Source organism: Fructobacillus tropaeoli (genome assembly GCF_016860625.1).
GTDB lineage: Bacteria > Bacillota > Bacilli > Lactobacillales > Lactobacillaceae > Fructobacillus > Fructobacillus tropaeoli.
The window spans coordinates 96,872-114,337 of record NZ_BOJU01000001.1; the positions used below are offsets into that span (position 1 = coordinate 96,872).

20 protein-coding genes and 1 riboswitch are annotated in these 17,466 nt (G+C 44.4%); of the genes, 1 reads left to right on the top strand and 19 read right to left on the bottom strand.

Annotation, left to right across the window (positions count from 1 at the left end; genetic code table 11):
* Nucleotides 1–173: 173 nt before the first annotated feature.
* The gene (locus tag FT12353_RS00450) at nucleotides 174–866 is read left to right on the top strand and encodes a YjjG family noncanonical pyrimidine nucleotidase (protein WP_203616934.1); all 693 of its coding nucleotides are present in this window, start codon (nucleotides 174–176) and stop codon (nucleotides 864–866) included.
* A gap of 64 nt (nucleotides 867–930) precedes the next feature.
* On the opposite strand, the gene FT12353_RS00455 is transcribed toward FT12353_RS00450, so the two are convergent.
* The 19 genes from FT12353_RS00455 to FT12353_RS00545 form a co-directional block, all read right to left on the bottom strand.
* Nucleotides 931–1,230, bottom strand: a complete 300-nt coding sequence (locus FT12353_RS00455) for a thiamine-binding protein (RefSeq protein ID WP_168778287.1) — start codon at nucleotides 1,228–1,230, stop codon at nucleotides 931–933.
* A complete protein-coding gene (locus tag FT12353_RS00460) occupies nucleotides 1,227–1,883 on the bottom strand; it encodes an HAD family hydrolase (protein WP_203616937.1) in 657 nt (218 codons plus the stop codon). The genes FT12353_RS00455 and FT12353_RS00460 overlap by 4 nt, the downstream gene beginning before the upstream one ends.
* Before the next feature lie 59 nt (nucleotides 1,884–1,942).
* Entirely contained in the window at nucleotides 1,943–2,449 is a 507-nt protein-coding gene (gene thiW, locus FT12353_RS00465) for an energy coupling factor transporter S component ThiW (protein WP_203616955.1), read from the bottom strand.
* A 277-nt stretch (nucleotides 2,450–2,726) separates the two neighbouring features.
* A riboswitch (TPP riboswitch) is annotated at nucleotides 2,727–2,832 on the bottom strand.
* 199 nt (nucleotides 2,833–3,031) lie between these two features.
* Nucleotides 3,032–3,853 carry a 2-keto-4-pentenoate hydratase gene (locus FT12353_RS00470; protein ID WP_373299292.1) on the bottom strand — a complete coding sequence of 274 codons (822 nt, stop codon included), beginning with the start codon at nucleotides 3,851–3,853 and terminating at the stop codon, nucleotides 3,032–3,034.
* 467 nt (nucleotides 3,854–4,320) lie between these two features.
* Nucleotides 4,321–4,983 (bottom strand): SDR family oxidoreductase, encoded by a 663-nt coding sequence (locus FT12353_RS00475; RefSeq protein WP_203616957.1) that lies wholly within the window; start codon nucleotides 4,981–4,983, stop codon nucleotides 4,321–4,323.
* A 16-nt stretch (nucleotides 4,984–4,999) separates the two neighbouring features.
* On the bottom strand, nucleotides 5,000–5,653 hold the full coding sequence (locus FT12353_RS00480) for a nitroreductase family protein (RefSeq protein ID WP_203616970.1): 654 nt from the start codon (nucleotides 5,651–5,653) through the stop codon (nucleotides 5,000–5,002).
* Nucleotides 5,654–5,812: 159 nt separating this feature from the next.
* Nucleotides 5,813–6,535 (bottom strand): 2,3-bisphosphoglycerate-dependent phosphoglycerate mutase, encoded by a 723-nt coding sequence (locus FT12353_RS00485; protein ID WP_203616972.1) that lies wholly within the window; start codon nucleotides 6,533–6,535, stop codon nucleotides 5,813–5,815.
* 116 nt (nucleotides 6,536–6,651) lie between these two features.
* On the bottom strand, nucleotides 6,652–8,475 hold the full coding sequence (spxB, locus tag FT12353_RS00490; protein ID WP_203616984.1) for a pyruvate oxidase: 1,824 nt from the start codon (nucleotides 8,473–8,475) through the stop codon (nucleotides 6,652–6,654).
* Between the two features lie 134 nt (nucleotides 8,476–8,609).
* Nucleotides 8,610–8,870 carry a hypothetical protein gene (locus tag FT12353_RS00495; RefSeq protein ID WP_059393363.1) on the bottom strand — a complete coding sequence of 87 codons (261 nt, stop codon included), beginning with the start codon at nucleotides 8,868–8,870 and terminating at the stop codon, nucleotides 8,610–8,612.
* Nucleotides 8,857–9,255: a hypothetical protein gene (locus tag FT12353_RS00500; protein WP_168778014.1), complete on the bottom strand. Its 399-nt coding sequence runs from the start codon at nucleotides 9,253–9,255 to the stop codon at nucleotides 8,857–8,859. The genes FT12353_RS00495 and FT12353_RS00500 overlap by 14 nt, the downstream gene beginning before the upstream one ends.
* Nucleotides 9,248–10,585, bottom strand: coding sequence for a Y-family DNA polymerase (locus FT12353_RS00505; protein WP_203616986.1), 1,338 nt, complete (start codon nucleotides 10,583–10,585; stop codon nucleotides 9,248–9,250). The genes FT12353_RS00500 and FT12353_RS00505 overlap by 8 nt, the downstream gene beginning before the upstream one ends.
* A gap of 138 nt (nucleotides 10,586–10,723) precedes the next feature.
* Complete coding sequence (locus FT12353_RS00510) at nucleotides 10,724–11,269, bottom strand: 5-formyltetrahydrofolate cyclo-ligase (RefSeq protein ID WP_203616988.1); 546 nt, start codon at nucleotides 11,267–11,269, stop codon at nucleotides 10,724–10,726.
* Between the two features lie 75 nt (nucleotides 11,270–11,344).
* Nucleotides 11,345–12,577, bottom strand: a complete 1,233-nt coding sequence (gene glyA / locus FT12353_RS00515) for a serine hydroxymethyltransferase (RefSeq protein ID WP_203616990.1) — start codon at nucleotides 12,575–12,577, stop codon at nucleotides 11,345–11,347.
* A gap of 130 nt (nucleotides 12,578–12,707) precedes the next feature.
* Complete coding sequence (locus FT12353_RS00520) at nucleotides 12,708–13,670, bottom strand: asparaginase (protein WP_203616992.1); 963 nt, start codon at nucleotides 13,668–13,670, stop codon at nucleotides 12,708–12,710.
* Nucleotides 13,667–14,452: a DNA repair protein RecO gene (gene recO / locus FT12353_RS00525; RefSeq protein ID WP_203616994.1), complete on the bottom strand. Its 786-nt coding sequence runs from the start codon at nucleotides 14,450–14,452 to the stop codon at nucleotides 13,667–13,669. Before recO ends, FT12353_RS00520 begins: the two co-directional genes overlap by 4 nt.
* Before the next feature lie 77 nt (nucleotides 14,453–14,529).
* Nucleotides 14,530–15,441: a GTPase Era gene (gene era, locus FT12353_RS00530; protein WP_203617002.1), complete on the bottom strand. Its 912-nt coding sequence runs from the start codon at nucleotides 15,439–15,441 to the stop codon at nucleotides 14,530–14,532.
* A gap of 8 nt (nucleotides 15,442–15,449) precedes the next feature.
* Nucleotides 15,450–15,971 (bottom strand): diacylglycerol kinase family protein, encoded by a 522-nt coding sequence (locus FT12353_RS00535; protein ID WP_203617005.1) that lies wholly within the window; start codon nucleotides 15,969–15,971, stop codon nucleotides 15,450–15,452.
* Nucleotides 15,949–16,431, bottom strand: a complete 483-nt coding sequence (gene ybeY, locus FT12353_RS00540; RefSeq protein WP_047974438.1) for an rRNA maturation RNase YbeY — start codon at nucleotides 16,429–16,431, stop codon at nucleotides 15,949–15,951. The genes FT12353_RS00535 and ybeY overlap by 23 nt, the downstream gene beginning before the upstream one ends.
* Nucleotides 16,431–17,432: a PhoH family protein gene (locus FT12353_RS00545; protein ID WP_203617008.1), complete on the bottom strand. Its 1,002-nt coding sequence runs from the start codon at nucleotides 17,430–17,432 to the stop codon at nucleotides 16,431–16,433. The genes ybeY and FT12353_RS00545 overlap by 1 nt, the downstream gene beginning before the upstream one ends.
* Between the last annotated feature and the right edge of the window lie 34 nt (nucleotides 17,433–17,466).

The window sequence follows — 17,466 nt, forward strand, 5'->3', positions numbered from 1 at the left end:
TCAAGCTTATCAAGATTAAAATTTGATAACAAAGGACGTTTTTTAATCATTTTTAAAATCAGTTCGGAACGCCCCTTTTTCTTTTAAAATAAAACAAAAATTAAGGGGTTGTCTTTTAACCACCGTGTTATCATAATTAAAGTTAATTATAGTATAGAAAGTTGGATTATAGCATGACCTATGAATACTTGATTTTTGACCTTGATGACACCCTCTTGGATTTTACTGGAGGTGAAGTCGCCGCCATTCGTCAGCTTTTTTCAAATGAATTAGGCTTAACAGGCACTGATTTAGACCATGCACTAAAAACTTATCAAGAGATCAACCACCATCTCTGGCAACAATATGAATTCAAAGAAATTGCTCGCCAACAAATTTTTGAAGAACGCTTTCAAAAGACCCTCGAAGCTCTTGGAATCGACTATGATGCCGACCGACTTGAGCAAGAATACGCCACATTGCGTGACCATAATTATCGGATGCTCCCCTATGCAACTGAAATTTTGCAACACCTGCAAGATCAATATACGATTATCGCCGGTACGAATGGCCAAGACGCTACTCAACGCCTTCGCCTCAAGGAAACTGGCTTAGACCAGTACTTTGACCAAATTTTCACTTCTGAAATGATTGGTGCTTCTAAACCCGACGCAGCATTCTTCGACCGCATTTTCCAAGATAACCCACAAATGACCAAGGAAAATACGGTGATGATTGGGGACGGCTTAACGTCCGACATCATGGGTGGTCAAAATTATCAACTCGACACGATTTGGATTAATCCTAATCACAAAGAAAGCCCGGCAGAAATCAAGCCAACCCAGGTAGTTGAGGACTTGCCAACATTGGAAGCACTCTTGCAATAATGAAAGCTGCGATTCTATCATCGTCAGCTCAAAAAAAGTCAGACCCGCAAAGGTCTGACTTTTTTTATTTTTGGTACTTACCAATCTTTTGGTCAATCGTTAAGATCTCACCATCAGGCTGATAGGCAACCTTGATATAGGCAGAAACCTTCTTGGCACCCGCTCGGACAGCCACGTGTTGGCACTCTTTGACAATATCCATCAACTGATTATAATCATCGCCTTCAATCGTTGTTTCAAAGGGGCCAACTTCATAACGTAAGCCAGTACTCTGAATATAAGCAATCACCTCATCGACCATCCGACACAATTCTTGGTCATTTTCGGCCGCTGGTAAAACCTGAATCGCTACACTTGCACTCATTTATTTTCTCCTTTTACTACAGTCGCAAAATCAATCGTTTCGTCTGCTAAATTTTGTAAATCAGTCCACTCTTTCTTTGACTGATGGTCGTAGACACCAATCAAATGAAAACCCGCCCTCTTTGCAGTTGAAGCCGCATACAGTGCGTCCTCGTAGACTGAAATCTTGTTCGGTTGCTGGCCAAAATACCGTGCAGCAGCCTGGTAAATTGTAGGTTGCGTTTTATCCTGCCCAACATCTTCACAGGAAAAAACAAAGTCAAAAAATGGCAGCAGTTTCAGACGACGTAGACAGTCTTTGGCCAACACCGAGCTACTAGCGGTTGCCAGAACGATTTTGCGACCAGATTGGTATGCATTTTGTAAGTATGCATACACGCCAACCTTAAGCGGAATATCATTTCGATAGTGTTGGTCCATCAAAGCTCGCATCTCCTGCGCCAAGCTCTCTGCTGTGACCGGTAACGCAAATAACTCTTGTATAAAGACGGCCGAATCCGTCAAAGTCATGGTTTGAATCCGGTCATGCAAGTCTGCTGGCAACTGGTCAATGCCATGTCGGTGAAGCAATTCAGTGGCTAAATTCTCCCAAAAAGGCATGGAATCAACTAATGTGCCATCGAGGTCAAAAATCAGATATTCCTTACCGCTCATCGCTCACTCTCCCCTTTACCAACCCTATTACCAAAACCGCCCTGATTGACCGTGATTATTTAATCCAAGCTCGCTTGCATCCGCTTAAGCAGTCCCGTCTTCTGAAAAATCAGAACCACTGCCAATCCCATTCCAGCACCGACAATGGCAGCTGGTGTGTAATATGGCACAAAGTAATACCACTTGTGGACGTCCAAGCCATAGAAAATCTTCATCAATGGATAAGAAGTCAACGCCCCTAAAATACCCGTTCCAATCACTTCACCAAGGAAAACCAGGTAAAGGTTGTGGGTTTTACGATAAATCAAACCGCCAAGGATGGGGCCAAAAATAGCACCCGTCACGGCTTGAATCGTCCGACCGGACATCATTCGCAAAATACCACAAATCAAGGCACTAGCAAAGCCATACCATGGCCCCACCAAAACGGCGGCTAAGACATCAACGAAGTGTTGGAAAGGTGCCATTGCCGGGAAATAGACAAAACTATTTAAAACATAGGCCAAAGCAGCCAACAAGGCCGTCACTAACATCTTCTTCGTTGATAATTTTTTCTGTGTCTTCATCTGAAAACGCTCCTTTTAAAATCAGTGGGGTAGCGAAAAACAGCGCTCCTTTCCCACTCTTGCGGTTAAACCAGTCAGGCAGACCCTGTCTAGTAGAAAGTTCGGTCGAGACTAATTGGTCTCCTCTCACGCCGGAACACGGCTTCCCATCGCTGTTTTTTCAGGATCAAGGCGCTCCCCTTCATCCCGCCACGGCATCATCACCGTGAATTGTTCACTACCACTCCTTTCTGATTTGAAAGAAAAAAATCGAGCACCCCAAAACGGAGTCCTCGATTACAAAAGTGATACGATTTCCTCCGCCGGCATTATCCGGTTCAGGTGTTCGGGTCAATGGTTTACCATCCTCTCAGTCTGTTACACAAACTCCCCGATCGATTTTATTCAAAATAAAAGGCCGCCCAATTTATTGGTACGGCCAATTGTTGTTCACTGAAACAAACAATTTGGAACCGCTAAAATGGGTGACTGAACAATGAAGGTGACCAACATGATGGCAACCTTCATTGCCCAACGAGAATGATTATACTCATTTTAGCGAAAAAAGACAACTATTCTGTCTGATATTTCAAAATTGTTTGTTTATTTACTAACTTCCACCACAACGTCTGCAAAATCATGGTTAAAGCTAGCTGTCCAGGTTCCTTCCGTTAGATGTGGGGGCAATAGGAAGGTTCCTGAGGAAACTCGTTCCCCCGCATGCAAGGTCTTTCCTTGCGCTGCCAATTTTTTAACTAGCCATTGCAACGATTTAAGTGGATTACCCAAAACTTCGGCTGAACTTCCTTCAGCGACCACTTCGCCATTATGGGCCAAATGGGCCTTCACATCCTCAAATTCAGCAACGGTCAAAGATGTACTTTCTCGTTCTGGTCCATAAACCACAAAACCGCCAACCGCTGCATCTGCCATGACTAAGTACTTGCTCAACGATGGGAACCAGTCCGTAAACCGGGCATCAGGTACTTCCACACCAGCTGCTACAGTCGTTTTACGACGCAAATCTTCCAAAGAATCGGTAACTTGCAAGTCTTCCTTGGCCTTGAAGACCAATTCCACCTCTGCCAATGGGTCCAACAAATCGCTCTTCAACGAAAGATTGGCTGGTGACTGAACAAAATGATTCTGCACCTGAGCCCCATACAATGGTTCGTTTGAGTCGAACATATCTTGCGTTTCTTGGCTAGTCAAACTGACCTTGTAACCCCCAAGTGGCTGATTTTTCAATTCCATCAATTGGTCTTGCACTTGATAGGCAGTTTGATCATCACTGACAACCTTCTCCCATTCCGTCATCTCAAGCGGTTGACGTTCTTGATAAGCATGATAGAGGGCCTGCGCCAATTTGTCCTCTTGCTTTGCTGGTACTACCTTTACCTTGGTCTTCAATTCAGTCATTGTCATAATTAATGCTCCTTTCAGTATACAAACAGCTCACGACGGTACGAAACTTCACGGTGCCCTCCTTTTCTAAAAAATCAGCAGATAAAAAAGCGCCCTTAACCACGAAAAAAATCGTTGTTAAGGGCGCTTACGCACGGTACCACCTTAATTTGTTGAACGGTAAAGTCCAACCTCAAACGTACGGCCAAAAAAGGCGATACGCCGGTTTGATAACGGTACCAACCGAGCAAGACTTACTGATTTCAGTCCGCTAGCTAAAGAATGATCGTCTTTGAGTTTGAAAATGACGCCCTTTCACCAAACAGGCGCTCTCTAATCATTTTCTCACTCAGACAGTTCTTATTATCGCTTGTCTTTTCTATCTGTTGATTCGTAGTTTACAACTTTATGAGCGAATGTCAACCCTTTTATCATTTATTTTTAATTTAAATAAAAAACCAAGGATTTCCCCTCGGTTTCATTTCAAATCAAAAAATACTTTGAATGTTCTGATGACCAGTTGTTAAATCATAGATTTGATTGGCTGATTGTTCAGGATGAGCTAATACTTCTGTGACAAAGGCAGCAACATCTGCTCGCGAAATTTGCAAATCTTCTTTGGGACCAGCAAAGTCCACACTCAATGAAACCCTGCCAGTACCAGCAGTGTCCAAAAGCAGCGTTGGGCGAACAATCGTATAATCCAAACCGGAATTTTGCAAATACAAATCAGCATAGTGCTTCATCATAAAATAATGATAAATACCGGATGCAGACCACCGACTGCGGTCATCTGCTCCAGCAGCTGAAACCATCACATAGTGGGCAACACTAGCTTTTTTGGCAGCAATCATTGTTTTAATGGCGCCGTCCAAATCAACTTCTACCGTTCGTTCGATGCCACCCTTGTCTCCGGCACCTGCCGTGAAAACAATTTGGCCAACTTGATGGTCCATGAAAAATTGGGCCATCGCTTGTTCGTCGCTATCGAGGTCAAAATAAACTCCCTCAACACCGGCTAAATCAGCCACCGTTTGCAATTGATTTTTATTCCGAAAGGCCGCTAAAACTTCCCGCTGATTTTTGGCTAAGTCTTGAACCAAAATTTGGCCAACCTTACCGTGTGCACCGATAACAAGTGTCTTTGTCATCAAAATCTCCCTTCACTTAATCCAAAATTGTCAAAATACTTTTCGTGTCCATGCGACCAGAACGAATTTGATTCAACAAACTATCTTCATCGCGATAACCGAGCCCAACGCCCATTACAACCTGTTGGTCATCTGTTAACTTGAGCGGTGCCATTAAATCATCAGCAAATTTAACGAATTCATAGGCTGGCAAAGAATCAACCCCTGCGTCTTGGGCAGCCAGCATCAATGCTTCTGAAAAAGCGCCCAAATCAACCAATGACCAATCAGGGTAATCCTTCGGCAAAGTTAAGTAAACGATTGCCTGGGCATTATAAAGGTTGGCACCTGCCTTCCCCATCATTGTACCCCAATCATCACCAATTTGTTCCTTGGTACTAGCAAACCACCCCATGATATTCGCTTTGGCGCCATCGTCCCACTTTGGAATTGGCTGATATGGCAATACTGATTGACTCGGTGTTTGGTTCAAAACGGATTGTAAGTGTTGTTCTCGAATCGTTGCAAAGGTATTGCCAGTGGCAATCACCACTCGGACTGGTTGCGAGTTTACAAAAGATGGGACTTTCTGTGCCGTTTCGACAATTGTCTGCAACGTTTCTGTGGCAACTTCTTGATCTTTGAACCAGCGAATGGAACACCGACTATTCACAACAGTTTGAAAATTCATTTGGTAGGGACTCCGATTTCTTTCAATATTTATTAGCGACATTATCCCTATTTGTTGAAAATAATTCAACTTTGTCTCAATTGGTATAGTTGCTAATCATTTGTGCTATTTTTAAAAATACAACAAATAGCATAAAGAAATCAGAACTGATTTTTAAAATTATTTGACAGAAGAGCGCACAATTTCCTTTTTATAAACAGATAAACTTTTATCAAATTCATAAATAATTGGTTCGCCGTTTGGAATTTCGACTTTGGTTACCTGGTCCGGTGTCAAACCCTCTATAAGCTTCGTCAATGCTCTGACGGACGTTCCGTGGGCAACAATCAAGACGTCTTCTCCCGCACGCAACCGGGGCACAATTTCCTCTTCAAAAAGTGGTCGAACTCGAACTTCTGTACTTTGAATATTCTCGCTCAGTGGCAAAAGACCGTATGGCACCTGGGCATAGCGGTGGTCAAAAGCCGGGTAAGTTCGGCCATCAATGGTAACTGTTGGATCATATGCCGGCTGTTTAGGTGGCAAGACAGAATAAGACCGTCGCCAGATTTGGACCTGCTCTTTACCATACTTGGCACGCATAGCATCCTTATCCTCACCCTGCAAGATGCCATAATGGCGTTCATTTAACCGCCATGACTTCGTTAGCGGCATATATGATTGACCCAATTCATCCAAGATGCGATTAATGGTCATGATCGTCCGACTAAGAACTGAACTATAGGCTCGGGAAAAATGAATTTCCTGTTTTAAGAGCGCCTGCCCGGCATCCTGTGCTTGTTTTTTGCCAGTTGCAGACAAATAAGTATCGATCCAACCATTAAAACGGTTAGACTGGTTCCATTCACTTTGACCGTGACGTAGTAAAACAAGTTTTGGCATAATCAAGCTCCTTTGCGCTCTATTTTACACCGATTCTCTTTAAGCAGGCAATGCTTTCTATAAACAAAATAAAAAGCCTTCAAAAGAAGACTTTTATTATAAGCTAGCTTATAAGTTTACCATTCAACGCCGTATTCTTCAAAGAATTCTGGGAGTGTTTTCAAGTTTTGACCATCGTATGAATCTAAGAATTCACGAACCGAACTTGGTCGTTGCAAATCAAGGTTACTGTTATAAGTTGGGTTGAGCGTTTCTTCCATACCCTGGTCGGTCTGCTTTAATTGTAATTCTTCGACCGGCAACGAACGGGCATCTAAAATTTTAGCTTCAATCAAGAATGGTCGACCAGCCTTCGTGACCTTAATCGCCTTATCAAAGGCTGCTGGTAATTCACTGGCCTTGGTAACCGTCACTGATTCAACACCCATTCCCTGGGCAATCATGGCGAAGTCTTGATCAGCAAGATCAATTCCTGAATGATACATAGCCACATCATCTTGTTCACTCTTAATAAAGTTCAACGTCTTGTTGGCCGTAATAACATTAATAATTGGCAAATCGTACTTCTTCTCGGTCAGCAAATCTTGCATAATCATCGAGAAAGCACCATCACCCGCGATGTTCCAAACTTGGCGACCAGGGTATGACAATTGGCCAGCCAAAGCAGCTGGTAGTCCAGAACCCATAGAAGCAAAGATAGCAGAAATCACGAACTTATTCTTTGGCGTCACATGCAAATGACGGAAGGAGTTAATGATATTGTCACCAATATCAATGGCAAAAACGGCATCCGGGTCAGCAACACGGTTAATTTCTTTGTAAATTGGTTCAGCTCGGAGCGGCTCACGGGTATCATCTTGCAATTGCTTTTGGTAAGCAAACCAGTTTTCCTTGTCAGCACAAGCGGCCTTGAAGAATGCAGATTCTGGTGCTTGTTCACTACGGTCCAAGGCAGCCTGGACAAAGGCAGTTGCATCCGACCAGATACCCAAATCGAGGTTATGATGGCGACCAAGTTCTGTGCGGTCGTTATCAACCTGAACGAACTTAAACGGATGGGTCGTGTAAACTAATTTGGCAAATGGGAAATCAGCCCCAATGGCAATCAACAAATCAGCGCTCGCCATGATTTCATCGGCAGCCTTTGAGGCAGCGCGGTTGGCCATGCCCAAGTTTCCTGCATAGCTTTCATCGACATGGCCTTTTGCCAAACCGGTCATAACCAAAGGAATTTGCAATTTCTTTGATAATTCAATCAGGACGTCACCACCTTCTTGAATTCCACGACCAACGTGAATAACTGGTCGCTTGGCTTCCTTAACCAATGCTAAGAATTGATCAACTTCGTCAGCAGTTGGTTCTGGCTGTGGCGTCTTCTTATCATCTGTGGCTCCATGGGAACCATAAGCGATATCCGGAATTTGTTCGTAGCCCAAGTCGTTTGGAATAATCACCGTTGCGACACCCTGATGCTTGTAGGCTTCACGAATGGCCTGATCGACCACGTGTGGCAAACTTTCAGCCGTCATGACAGTTCGGCAATAAACGGATACATCTTCAAAGATTGGATCTTCGTTGAATTCTTGGAAAAAGTGTGAGTTCATCACCGCGCGTGGCGTTTGACCAACAAGGGCCAAAACAGGTGCATGGTCTTCCTTAGCATCATAAAGACCTGTTAACAAGTTTGTAGCTCCAGGTCCGGCTGACCCAAAGGCGACACCAATCTTACCAGTGAGCTTGGCATCCGCTGCGGCTGCCAAAGCACCAACTTGTTCATGGCGAACTTGGATATAGTGAATTTGTTCTTTTCGCTCTGCGAGGGCTGCCATGGTGGAGTTAAACGAACCCCCAGGATAGCCAAAGAGGTGATCAACACCCCAATCTTCAAGCACCTTCAACATTGCGATGCTTGCTGGAACTGTGTTTCCTGTTACTGACATAAGACATCTCCTGTTCTACTTTGCTATAGCCATATTATAACCTTGTTTTACAAAGATGTAAAAGAATTTGCACAGTTGTAACATTCAACAGACAATTATTAATAAAAAGATGCCTAGTGCTGATTTGCCAGCGATTATACTAACGTCACCTTCACCATCGTTTTGGACTTCAAAGTCGTAATCAGTCCTTCCAAATCTTTCACCCGCCTTCTGGGAACGGTTAAGATTTGACGAGAAATAGTTGAGCGACCAACCTGATTCCACTCAAAGAAAAAATTAACTTGTCCGGCATAGCGCTGGTCTACCACTCGTAATTCGTAAACGGTGTTTTTAGCCCGTTTAAATAATGGTGCCATTTCCTTTAAGATTTCAGTTATTAATTCATTTTCGACCATGATCAACCTCCACAAACTGCAAGTCTTCCCAATTTTTTGGTTCTTTATCTAAGTAAAAACCATCCATAAAAAAGCCTGTTACTCGACCAATTTCCACAGGACTGGCCCGTCCCTCAATATCGAAACTGTTCGCTTGGACAACCAATCGCTGTGAATTCCGATAAGCCAAAGCAACTACCTGCTGCATTTGCTCATATGCCATGGCCTCATGCAACTTTGTCTGATCTGCCTGGTCTTGATCCGTCTTCTGATTTTTTAATCCAGCAGTGTGATCCGAAAGAAAAAAGCCATTCCACTTGACCTTCCCTCGCTCGCGATAATCATGGTCAAAGTAGCCAGCGACGGTCGCTAACCAGTCTGGATTAGCAGAAAAATCCTTACTCATAAGCATTTCCCCCATTGTGGCCCCCAACCAAATTAGCTCGGCTAATCGCCGTGGCCCCCTTTTCCAACGAAATTGAACGAACCAGGCTCGCCGCGCCAAAGCGCCGGCGGATTTGGTCAACCACCGTATCAACCGGGTCTTCCTCTTGATCTGTTGGGCTAGGCGCTTTGTCGAAGAGTGAAATTGTTTGTACGCTTTCACTTGCCAAACCAGAAAAAGAAACTCCAATATAGCGAACTGGGTCACCCGACCAATTCTCTTGAAAAATACGTTTCAAAACGGCCATTAAGGTTTGACTGCGGTTAGTCGGTTCGATACGAACGGTCTGATGCAAACCTGTTTTGGGATTATGACGCGTATTGAAAGCGATTCCTTGGTCCGCATAACCCAAATATAGTGACGCCAGGGTTGCTTGTTGTTGGTGCGCTCGGAGGCGACTTGCCACCTGGTCTGCCATTTCTTGCACCACCACTTGGATGGCCGCTCCATCATGGTAATTTTCTGGTAAGACTTGTGAGTTCCCATAGGACTTATCTTTTGGAGTAATCTTTTCCGTTAAATCAGACCGGTCAATGCCCCACGCCAAGGCATAAAGTTGCTCCCCCATTAAGCCAAGGCGCTCTTTAAGGACGTATGGATTTTGCTTGGCTAAATCGCCAATGCTTGCAATGCCCCACCGCTGCAATTTTTGTGCCGTTTTTGACCCAATACTCCAAACATGACCAAAGTTTGTCACGGGCCACAACTTCTCCGGTACATCCTCATAGTGCCACTCGGCCAGTAGGTGTGGTGCCTTTTTAGCTTCTAAATCCAAGGCTAACTTGGCTAAAACAGGGCTATCCCCAATGCCAACTGAAAGGTAAATTCCCATTTCAGCCAGGACTTGCCGTTGAATTTTTTGGGCGACTTCTCTGGGGTTCTTACCAAATAGATGCCAAAAATCGGTGATATCCAAAATCGATTCATCAATGGAATACGGTAATAAGTGGTCATCGTCAACGTATTGTTGGTAGATAGCATTAATGGCTAAGTTTTTTTTGATATAAAGGTTCATCCGCGGCTCCGCCTTGATTAGGCCAGGAACATCTGGGACATCCTTTTGTCTGGTAACGTTGGAAATCCCCAGTCGCTTCTTAGCCATTGGCGACGAGGCCAGGACCAGACCCCCAGTGTCGTTTTCCTGGTGTGACATCACCACCAGCATGGCCTTCAGCGGATTTAAACCGCGTTCAACCGCTTCACAACTGGCATAAAAGCTTTTTGAATCGATTAGAAAGACAACCCGCCGGTCTTCATTTTGATAAATTTTTGCAAAATCGTTAGCAGTCATCCGACAGGTTTCTCCTCAGTAAGTCTGTTTTTATTATACGAACAGATGTTCGCTTTCGCAAGGAAAAATCAGTAAAAATTTGCTAAGAAAAAGACCCAACGTCATCGTCAGGTCTCTCATCGAAATTTTATGTCATCATTACTCGTCTGCTAAAGTCAAAACCTGGCCGACAACTTCATCAAAGTTGTCAGGTACCCAATCAGCTCGTCTTTGCTCTGCCAGAGCGAGGCTGATACTTTCCCCCTCGTAATCGGCGAGAAAACGGTCATAATAGCCCCCACCAAAGCCGACCCGAAGGCCGGCATCACTAAAGGCGAGCCCTGGTACTAAGACCAAATCGATTGCTGATTTCTTCAGTTCCTGACCATTTTCGGGCTCTAAAATACCAAAACTTTCACCAGCTGTCAGGGCACTATCGGCACTGATTTTAACAAAGGTTAATTCTCGATCAACCACCTTCGCCAAGCCAACCGTTTTACCGGCCTGCCAGGCGGCCTCCATAATCGGTGTTGTCTCCACTTCAAAAGGAAGCGATGCCGTCACCGCGATAGTTTGCGCCTGAAGCCAGGCTGGTTGTTGAAACAGTTTTTGATATAACTGTTCTTCTTGTTCAGCCTTTGCTATTGGGCTCAAGGCCTTTAACTTGGCTTTTTGTTCCTGGCGAATCGTCTTTTTGTCAGGCATCTGTTCACCTCCAGCGGATTCAAAGAAAAAAAGCTGCATTAACAGCTTTTCATCATTCTATACCATTATTGGTCATTAAGGCAACTTGTGTGCCATTGCCAAGCGTTCTGCTTGCTTCTTAATGTCCTTTAATGCCTTTTCATCGTCATGGTTGTGAATTGCTTCCACAATCAAATGAGCAACTTCAGCACTATCGTTTTCATCAAAACCACGAGTCGTGATGGCTGGTGTTCCGATACGAATTCCAGAAGTAATAAATGGACTGCGCTGTTCATTTGGCAAGGCTTCCTTGTTCGTCGTGATTGAGACACGATCCAACAATTCTTGTGTTTCCTTACCAGTCAAATCAGTCTTCGTCAAATCCAAGTTAAAGAGATGGTTATCAGTACCACCAGCAACAACACGGATGTCGTCAGTCTTTTCAAAGACTGCAACCATTGCCTGTGAGTTCTTGATGATTTGCTTTGCATAGTCCTTAAATTCTGGACGCAATGCTTCACCAAAGGCAACAGCCTTCGCAGCAATCACGTGTTCCAAAGGTCCACCCTGTGAACCAGGGAAAATAGCTGAATTAATTTGCTTTGCGTACTTTTCTTGTGACAAGATTACCCCACCACGTGGGCCACGCAAAGTCTTGTGGGTTGTTGATGTCACGACATCAGCAATGCCAACTGGATTTTGGTGCAAACCAGCTGCAACCAAACCAGCAATGTGGGCCATATCAACCATCAAGTAGGCCCCAACTTCATCAGCGATTTCACGGAACTTCTTAAAGTCGATTGTTCGTGAATAAGCAGATGCACCAGCCACAATCATCTGTGGCTTGACTTCCTTGGCTTGTGCCATGATGGCATCATAGTCCAAAGTTTCAGTTTCTGGATTCAAACCGTAAGTTTCTGAATGGTAAACCTTACCAGAAAAACTTACCTTGGCTCCGTGAGTCAAGTGACCACCAGCATCCAAATCCATACCCAAAATTGTATCGCCTGGCTTCAAAAAGGCCATGTAGGCTGCTGCGTTTGCCTGTGAACCAGAATGTGGTTGCACGTTGGCATATTCTGCACCAAACAATTCCTTTAAACGATCAATCGCAGCTTGTTCAACGATATCAACGTATTCCGTTCCACCATAGTAACGCTTGTAGGGATATCCTTCCGCGTACTTGTTCGTCAATACCGAACCTTGGGCAGCACGAACGGCTTTTGAAGCAAAGTTTTCAGAAGCAATCAATTCGATTGTCCGGTTTTGCCGGGCACTTTCTTGTTGAATGGCTGAAAAAATCAATGGGTCTTGGTCAGTAAAATTCATGATTTAAGCTCTCCTGGGCATCTTCTTTCACTAAATCAAACAACAATGGCTAGCCAGTCAGCTGATTGACTAGTGTAAAGTCATTATAGCAAAGATTTATTGCGATAGTCTAGCATAAGTACGACTTTTATTAAAATTCATGCAAGTAATTATTTAAATTGTTCGTGTTTAGCTGATTTTCCAAACCAATCAAGAGTTTTAGTCGGGCCTTTTGGCCATTAACGGCCGAGGCGAAGATGGCTCCCGCCTTCTCGAGCTGCACGCCACCACCAAGGTAATCGTAAACCGGCTCCGCAATCCCCTTAAAGGACCGTGAAACAATCACGACTGGGATACCAGCATCCAAGAGCTTCAAAACCCCGAGGGCAGCATCCTCACCCAGATTTCCAGCGCCAAGAGCTTCAATCACGATACCATCAATGCCCGAGTCGGCTAAAAGACTCAAAATGTGCCCATCCATCCCGGCGTAGGCCTTCATAACCGGAATTCTTTTATCAACGGCTTTAATTGGATAAGTTTGCTTATCTGGTAGGTCATAAAAGAAGAGAATCTTGCGCTTATTGACCATACCCATCGCCCCTGAAATCGGTGAGGCAAAAGTAGCAACGTTCGTTGCATGTGTTTTCGTCACGAACCGGGCAGCATGAATTTCATCATTTAAAACAACCATAACGCCCCGGTTTTTAGACTGCTCATCGATTGCCACACGCAAAGCTGATTGGAAGTTATATAAGCCATCGGAGCCCAATTCGTTCGAGGAGCGCATGGCACCGGTCATGACAATCGGAATTTCAAAGGAAAGCGTTCCGTCCAAAAAGAATGAGGTCTCTTCCAGCGTATCCGTTCCATGCGTGATGACTACCCCGTCAAAATCTTTTTCCGCATCTTTGAGACGGTTATAGAGAGCCAACATATGGGTTGGGGTAATATGTTCGGACGGCAAGTTAAAAATGTTTTCAGTCGTCAATTCCACTGCGGGTAAATCGAGGTGAGCATCATTCAATGGGTTTTGTGCACCCTGTTCAACATCACCATCAACATCCTCGTGCATGGCAATCGTTCCACCAGTATGTAAAACTAAAATTCTTTTCATGGCTTTCCCTTTCGTGCCTTAATGGTCAGCTGCCCTTCAAAAGCAGCCATTTTTTGAATGAAGACCTTTTCCTTTGGCTTCAACCCGACTTGCCGGTCATAAAGATAATCAATTACCCGTTGAATGCCGCGCTTGGTCATTAAAGATAAGGTTACCTTAGCAATCTTATTCATGTCAATTGCTGAAAATTGCCGTAAATAATAGACAACTTTCTGGTCCAAGTTTAAACGTTGGTCATCAAGATCAAAATGTGACCGTTCAATGATGCCGTTGTATTTTTCAGAATAGTCAAAGACTCCCGTTACTGATCCGGAAATCGGATCAGCCTGCCAGTTTGGCGCCACACCAAAAGCGGGCAACAGCTGTAATTCAAAAATATTGGTAATAACTTGAGGGTCCACCTGTTCATTAAGTTTTTCAAACCCCACCAACGTTTTTTCATACCATTCCGGTTCTGATTTTCCCTCTTCGAAGGCTAAATCCAAGAGCTTTACAATTAGCGCTGCATAGGCACTCACATTGATGTCCCCGACCACATTTTTATAGGGGTGACTATCTTGCACATCATTAATAAAACCCAAACCTGTATTATTTTTTGGATAAGCACCATCGAAAATCGCCCAGGAATAGGCCTGACAGGCAAAACCGACCTTTGACTTCGCCTTCTTGGCTCCGCGCGCCATCAGGGTCAGAATTCCCTTTTCCTTCGTAAAAACTCGAACCAACAGATCATTATCTCGGTAAGGCCGTGTATACAAGACGAGACCTTCAATCAATGCCATCACGGCCCTCCTTTCCATAAAAAAACAACCATCAAGCTGATGGTTGTCTGCTCAGCTATTGTGGCTGGTAAAGCGGTTTAAAAATCATCCTTACGGTAGCCAAAGCTTTGCAAAGCCTGTGGTCGATCACGCCAACGTTCCTCGACCTTAACCCAGGTTTCCAAAAAGACCTTAGAACCAAGCAGGCGCTCAATATCTTTCCGTGCTCGTGTACCAATTTCTTTAATCATTCGGCCTTGCTTACCAATCACAATGTTCTTTTGACTGGCACGCTCGACGATAATTGAAGCCTGGATGCTAACCAAACCATCATCATCAGAGGAAATTTTATCAATCACGACCGCCACGGAATGTGGGACTTCTTGCTTAGTTAATTGCAAAACCTTTTCACGAATTAATTCGGAAATAACGAAGCGTTCCGGGTGATCCGTCAACTGATCTGAATCGAAGTACTGTGGTCCTTCATCCAAATCACCGATGACTGTTTCCAACAACTCAGGAACATTATCCCCTTCTGTAGCCGAAATCGGGAAAATTTCCTTCCAGGCCGGTGCATCCTCTTGGTAAGACTGGATGACCTCGAACAGTTCTTCCTTAGGCAACAAATCCACCTTGTTGACCAGCAAATAAATCGGTGTCTTCGTTACTTCCTTCAAACGGTCGATGATATAGTTATCACCCCCGCCCCGCTTTTGGCTTGCGTCAACGACGAACCAGATAGCATCAGCCTCATGCAAAGCTGAAAAAGCTGATTTAACCATATAGTCGCCCAAAGAATTTTGGGGCTTATGAACACCGGGTGTATCAATAAAGACCACCTGGGCCTCATTAGTTGTATAAATACCTTGGATCTTATTTCGGGTAGTCTGCGCCTTATTCGACATGATGGCAATTTTTTCACCAACAATGCGGTTCAATAAAGTCGACTTTCCAACGTTTGGTCGACCAATAATGGCAACGAAACCTGATTTAAATCCTGGATTTGTCATAAAATAAGTTATCCTTTCAAACGGTGGACGAAACGAGAGAAATTCGTTTCAATCCCAAAGTAATGCCAGATGTGTGGCTGGAAAATCAGAGCTAAGATAATCAACTCAGCACCAACAGCGACTAAAACCATTCCGGCCGAAACATCCTTCACCAGACCGGCTAATGGATGGTACTTGCGTTCAACCACCAGGTCTACGACGGCTTCCACCACCGTATTTAAGAACTCGCCATAAACAGCCAAAAAGACCGCAATCACGACCCACAACCATTCAGACCGGTTAAGACCCAAGTAAAGGCCAAGCACCAGAATAAAGAATGCGAAGCTTAAATGGAAACGCATATTCCGCTCGCGAATCACCACCAAGAAAATCCCTTTCAATGCATGGTACATTGAAATCAAAAAATTCTTGTTCCGCCCTGATGGCGCCTTGGGATTGGTTTGTTCCGCCAACTTTTCCACAGCAGACTTAGGGTGAAAATCAGCCTCTTCAATCTGACCGTGGTTGTTATCGCGTAAGTCCGTAGTCATCTAAAATCTTCCTCTGCAAGTCAAACATCTCTTTTTCTTCGGCATCACCAAGCATGTGGTCATAACCGTTTAAGTGCAAGAAACCATGAACAACTAGAAAGCCAAGCTCACGTTCAAAGGAGTGACCAAGGTATTCCGCCTGGCTCTCGATAATATCAACGGAGACCAAAATATCCCCAATATTTTTAGCAATATCTTCGGCCATTTCTTCATCAAGAAGAACAGGGCTATCATCGCCATCCTCTTCAATGGCAAAAGAAATGACATCCGTTGGCTTGTCTTTACCGCGATAATCGCGATTATAAGCCTGAATGGCATCATTATTCATAAAGGTCACTGACATCTCAGTGTTGTCTGGTAATTCTAGATAGGCACCAGCATAATTTAAAACAGATTGGACGAGGTCTTGGTGAAACTGTGTCACACCGTCTTTCGTCTGATCAATTAATGCTAAATCCATTAGTTATTGGCTTCTTTCTGTGCGTTTTTTAATTCAGCTAGTCGTGCATCCGCATCTTCATAGGCGGAAACAATCAGACCAACGACTGGGTGGCGAACGACATCACCACTCTCAAAGTTAATAAAGGCAATGCGGTTGACATCGCGGAGAATCCGGCGAGCAGCCACCAGCCCAGACCGAACACCATGTGGTAAGTCAATCTGGGATGGGTCCCCGTTGACGACCATCTTAGAGCCAAAGCCAAAACGCGTCAAAATCATCTTCATTTGAGCGTTTGTCGTATTCTGAGCCTCATCGACAATGATAAAGGCATCATCAAGGGTTCGACCACGCATATAGGCGAGTGGTGCAATTTCTAGGACACCCCGTTCAATAAGACGAGCAACATGGTCTGCTCCGACTAAAGAATTCATGGCATCGTAAATGGGCCGCATATAGGGGTCAACCTTTTCCTTTAAATCACCCGGTAAGAACCCAAGTGATTCACCAGCCTCGACTGCAGGGCGAGTAATCACAATCCGCTCGACGTCACCCTTCTTTAAGGCTGAGATGGCCATGGCGACGGCTAGGAAAGTTTTTCCAGTTCCAGCGGGGCCGATTCCAAAGGTTAGATCATTCTTACGAATCGCCTGGACATATTGACGCTGACCATAATTTTTAACACGGACTGCCCGGCCCTTATTATCGCGGATAATACTTTCACTATACAAATCTGAAAAGTAATCCAATGTTCCGCGCTTCGCCATTGTCATCGCAGAGATAACGTCAGCAGGACCGACGGAAATTTGTTTCTTAATCAATTGTGTCAGTGCTTCCAAAACGGCGAGCGCCAAAGAAGCTTGGTTCGAATCGCCTTGGACAGCTACCTGATTGCCACGAACGAGCATTTTAACGGCCAAGCCCTCTTCCATTAAAACCAGAAGTTGATCCTTTGGACCCGTTAATTTGGTCTGCTGTTCAATGTTCTCAAAAGTGAATAGTTTCTCTGTTTGCGTTGTCAAAAATCCCGCACCTCATTTAGTTGAACTTACCTTA

What these genes read in the sequence shown, in the direction of transcription:
- FT12353_RS00535 (WP_203617005.1), bottom strand. Translation starts at nt 15,971, where the DNA reads ATGACTACGGACTTACGCGATAACAACCACGGTCAGATTGAAGAGGCT.
- era (WP_203617002.1), bottom strand. Translation starts at nt 15,441, where the DNA reads ATGACAAATCCAGGATTTAAATCAGGTTTCGTTGCCATTATTGGTCGA.
- FT12353_RS00450 (WP_203616934.1), top strand. Translation starts at nt 174, where the DNA reads ATGACCTATGAATACTTGATTTTTGACCTTGATGACACCCTCTTGGAT.
- FT12353_RS00460 (WP_203616937.1), bottom strand. Translation starts at nt 1,883, where the DNA reads ATGAGCGGTAAGGAATATCTGATTTTTGACCTCGATGGCACATTAGTT.
- recO (WP_203616994.1), bottom strand. Translation starts at nt 14,452, where the DNA reads ATGGCATTGATTGAAGGTCTCGTCTTGTATACACGGCCTTACCGAGAT.
- glyA (WP_203616990.1), bottom strand. Translation starts at nt 12,577, where the DNA reads ATGAATTTTACTGACCAAGACCCATTGATTTTTTCAGCCATTCAACAA.
- FT12353_RS00510 (WP_203616988.1), bottom strand. Translation starts at nt 11,269, where the DNA reads ATGCCTGACAAAAAGACGATTCGCCAGGAACAAAAAGCCAAGTTAAAG.
- FT12353_RS00520 (WP_203616992.1), bottom strand. Translation starts at nt 13,670, where the DNA reads ATGAAAAGAATTTTAGTTTTACATACTGGTGGAACGATTGCCATGCAC.
- FT12353_RS00480 (WP_203616970.1), bottom strand. Translation starts at nt 5,653, where the DNA reads ATGAATTTTCAAACTGTTGTGAATAGTCGGTGTTCCATTCGCTGGTTC.
- spxB (WP_203616984.1), bottom strand. Translation starts at nt 8,475, where the DNA reads ATGTCAGTAACAGGAAACACAGTTCCAGCAAGCATCGCAATGTTGAAG.
- FT12353_RS00505 (WP_203616986.1), bottom strand. Translation starts at nt 10,585, where the DNA reads ATGACTGCTAACGATTTTGCAAAAATTTATCAAAATGAAGACCGGCGG.
- FT12353_RS00470 (WP_373299292.1), bottom strand. Translation starts at nt 3,853, where the DNA reads ATGACAATGACTGAATTGAAGACCAAGGTAAAGGTAGTACCAGCAAAG.
- ybeY (WP_047974438.1), bottom strand. Translation starts at nt 16,431, where the DNA reads ATGGATTTAGCATTAATTGATCAGACGAAAGACGGTGTGACACAGTTT.
- FT12353_RS00475 (WP_203616957.1), bottom strand. Translation starts at nt 4,983, where the DNA reads ATGACAAAGACACTTGTTATCGGTGCACACGGTAAGGTTGGCCAAATT.
- FT12353_RS00495 (WP_059393363.1), bottom strand. Translation starts at nt 8,870, where the DNA reads ATGGTCGAAAATGAATTAATAACTGAAATCTTAAAGGAAATGGCACCA.
- FT12353_RS00455 (WP_168778287.1), bottom strand. Translation starts at nt 1,230, where the DNA reads ATGAGTGCAAGTGTAGCGATTCAGGTTTTACCAGCGGCCGAAAATGAC.
- FT12353_RS00500 (WP_168778014.1), bottom strand. Translation starts at nt 9,255, where the DNA reads ATGAGTAAGGATTTTTCTGCTAATCCAGACTGGTTAGCGACCGTCGCT.
- FT12353_RS00485 (WP_203616972.1), bottom strand. Translation starts at nt 6,535, where the DNA reads ATGCCAAAACTTGTTTTACTACGTCACGGTCAAAGTGAATGGAACCAG.
- thiW (WP_203616955.1), bottom strand. Translation starts at nt 2,449, where the DNA reads ATGAAGACACAGAAAAAATTATCAACGAAGAAGATGTTAGTGACGGCC.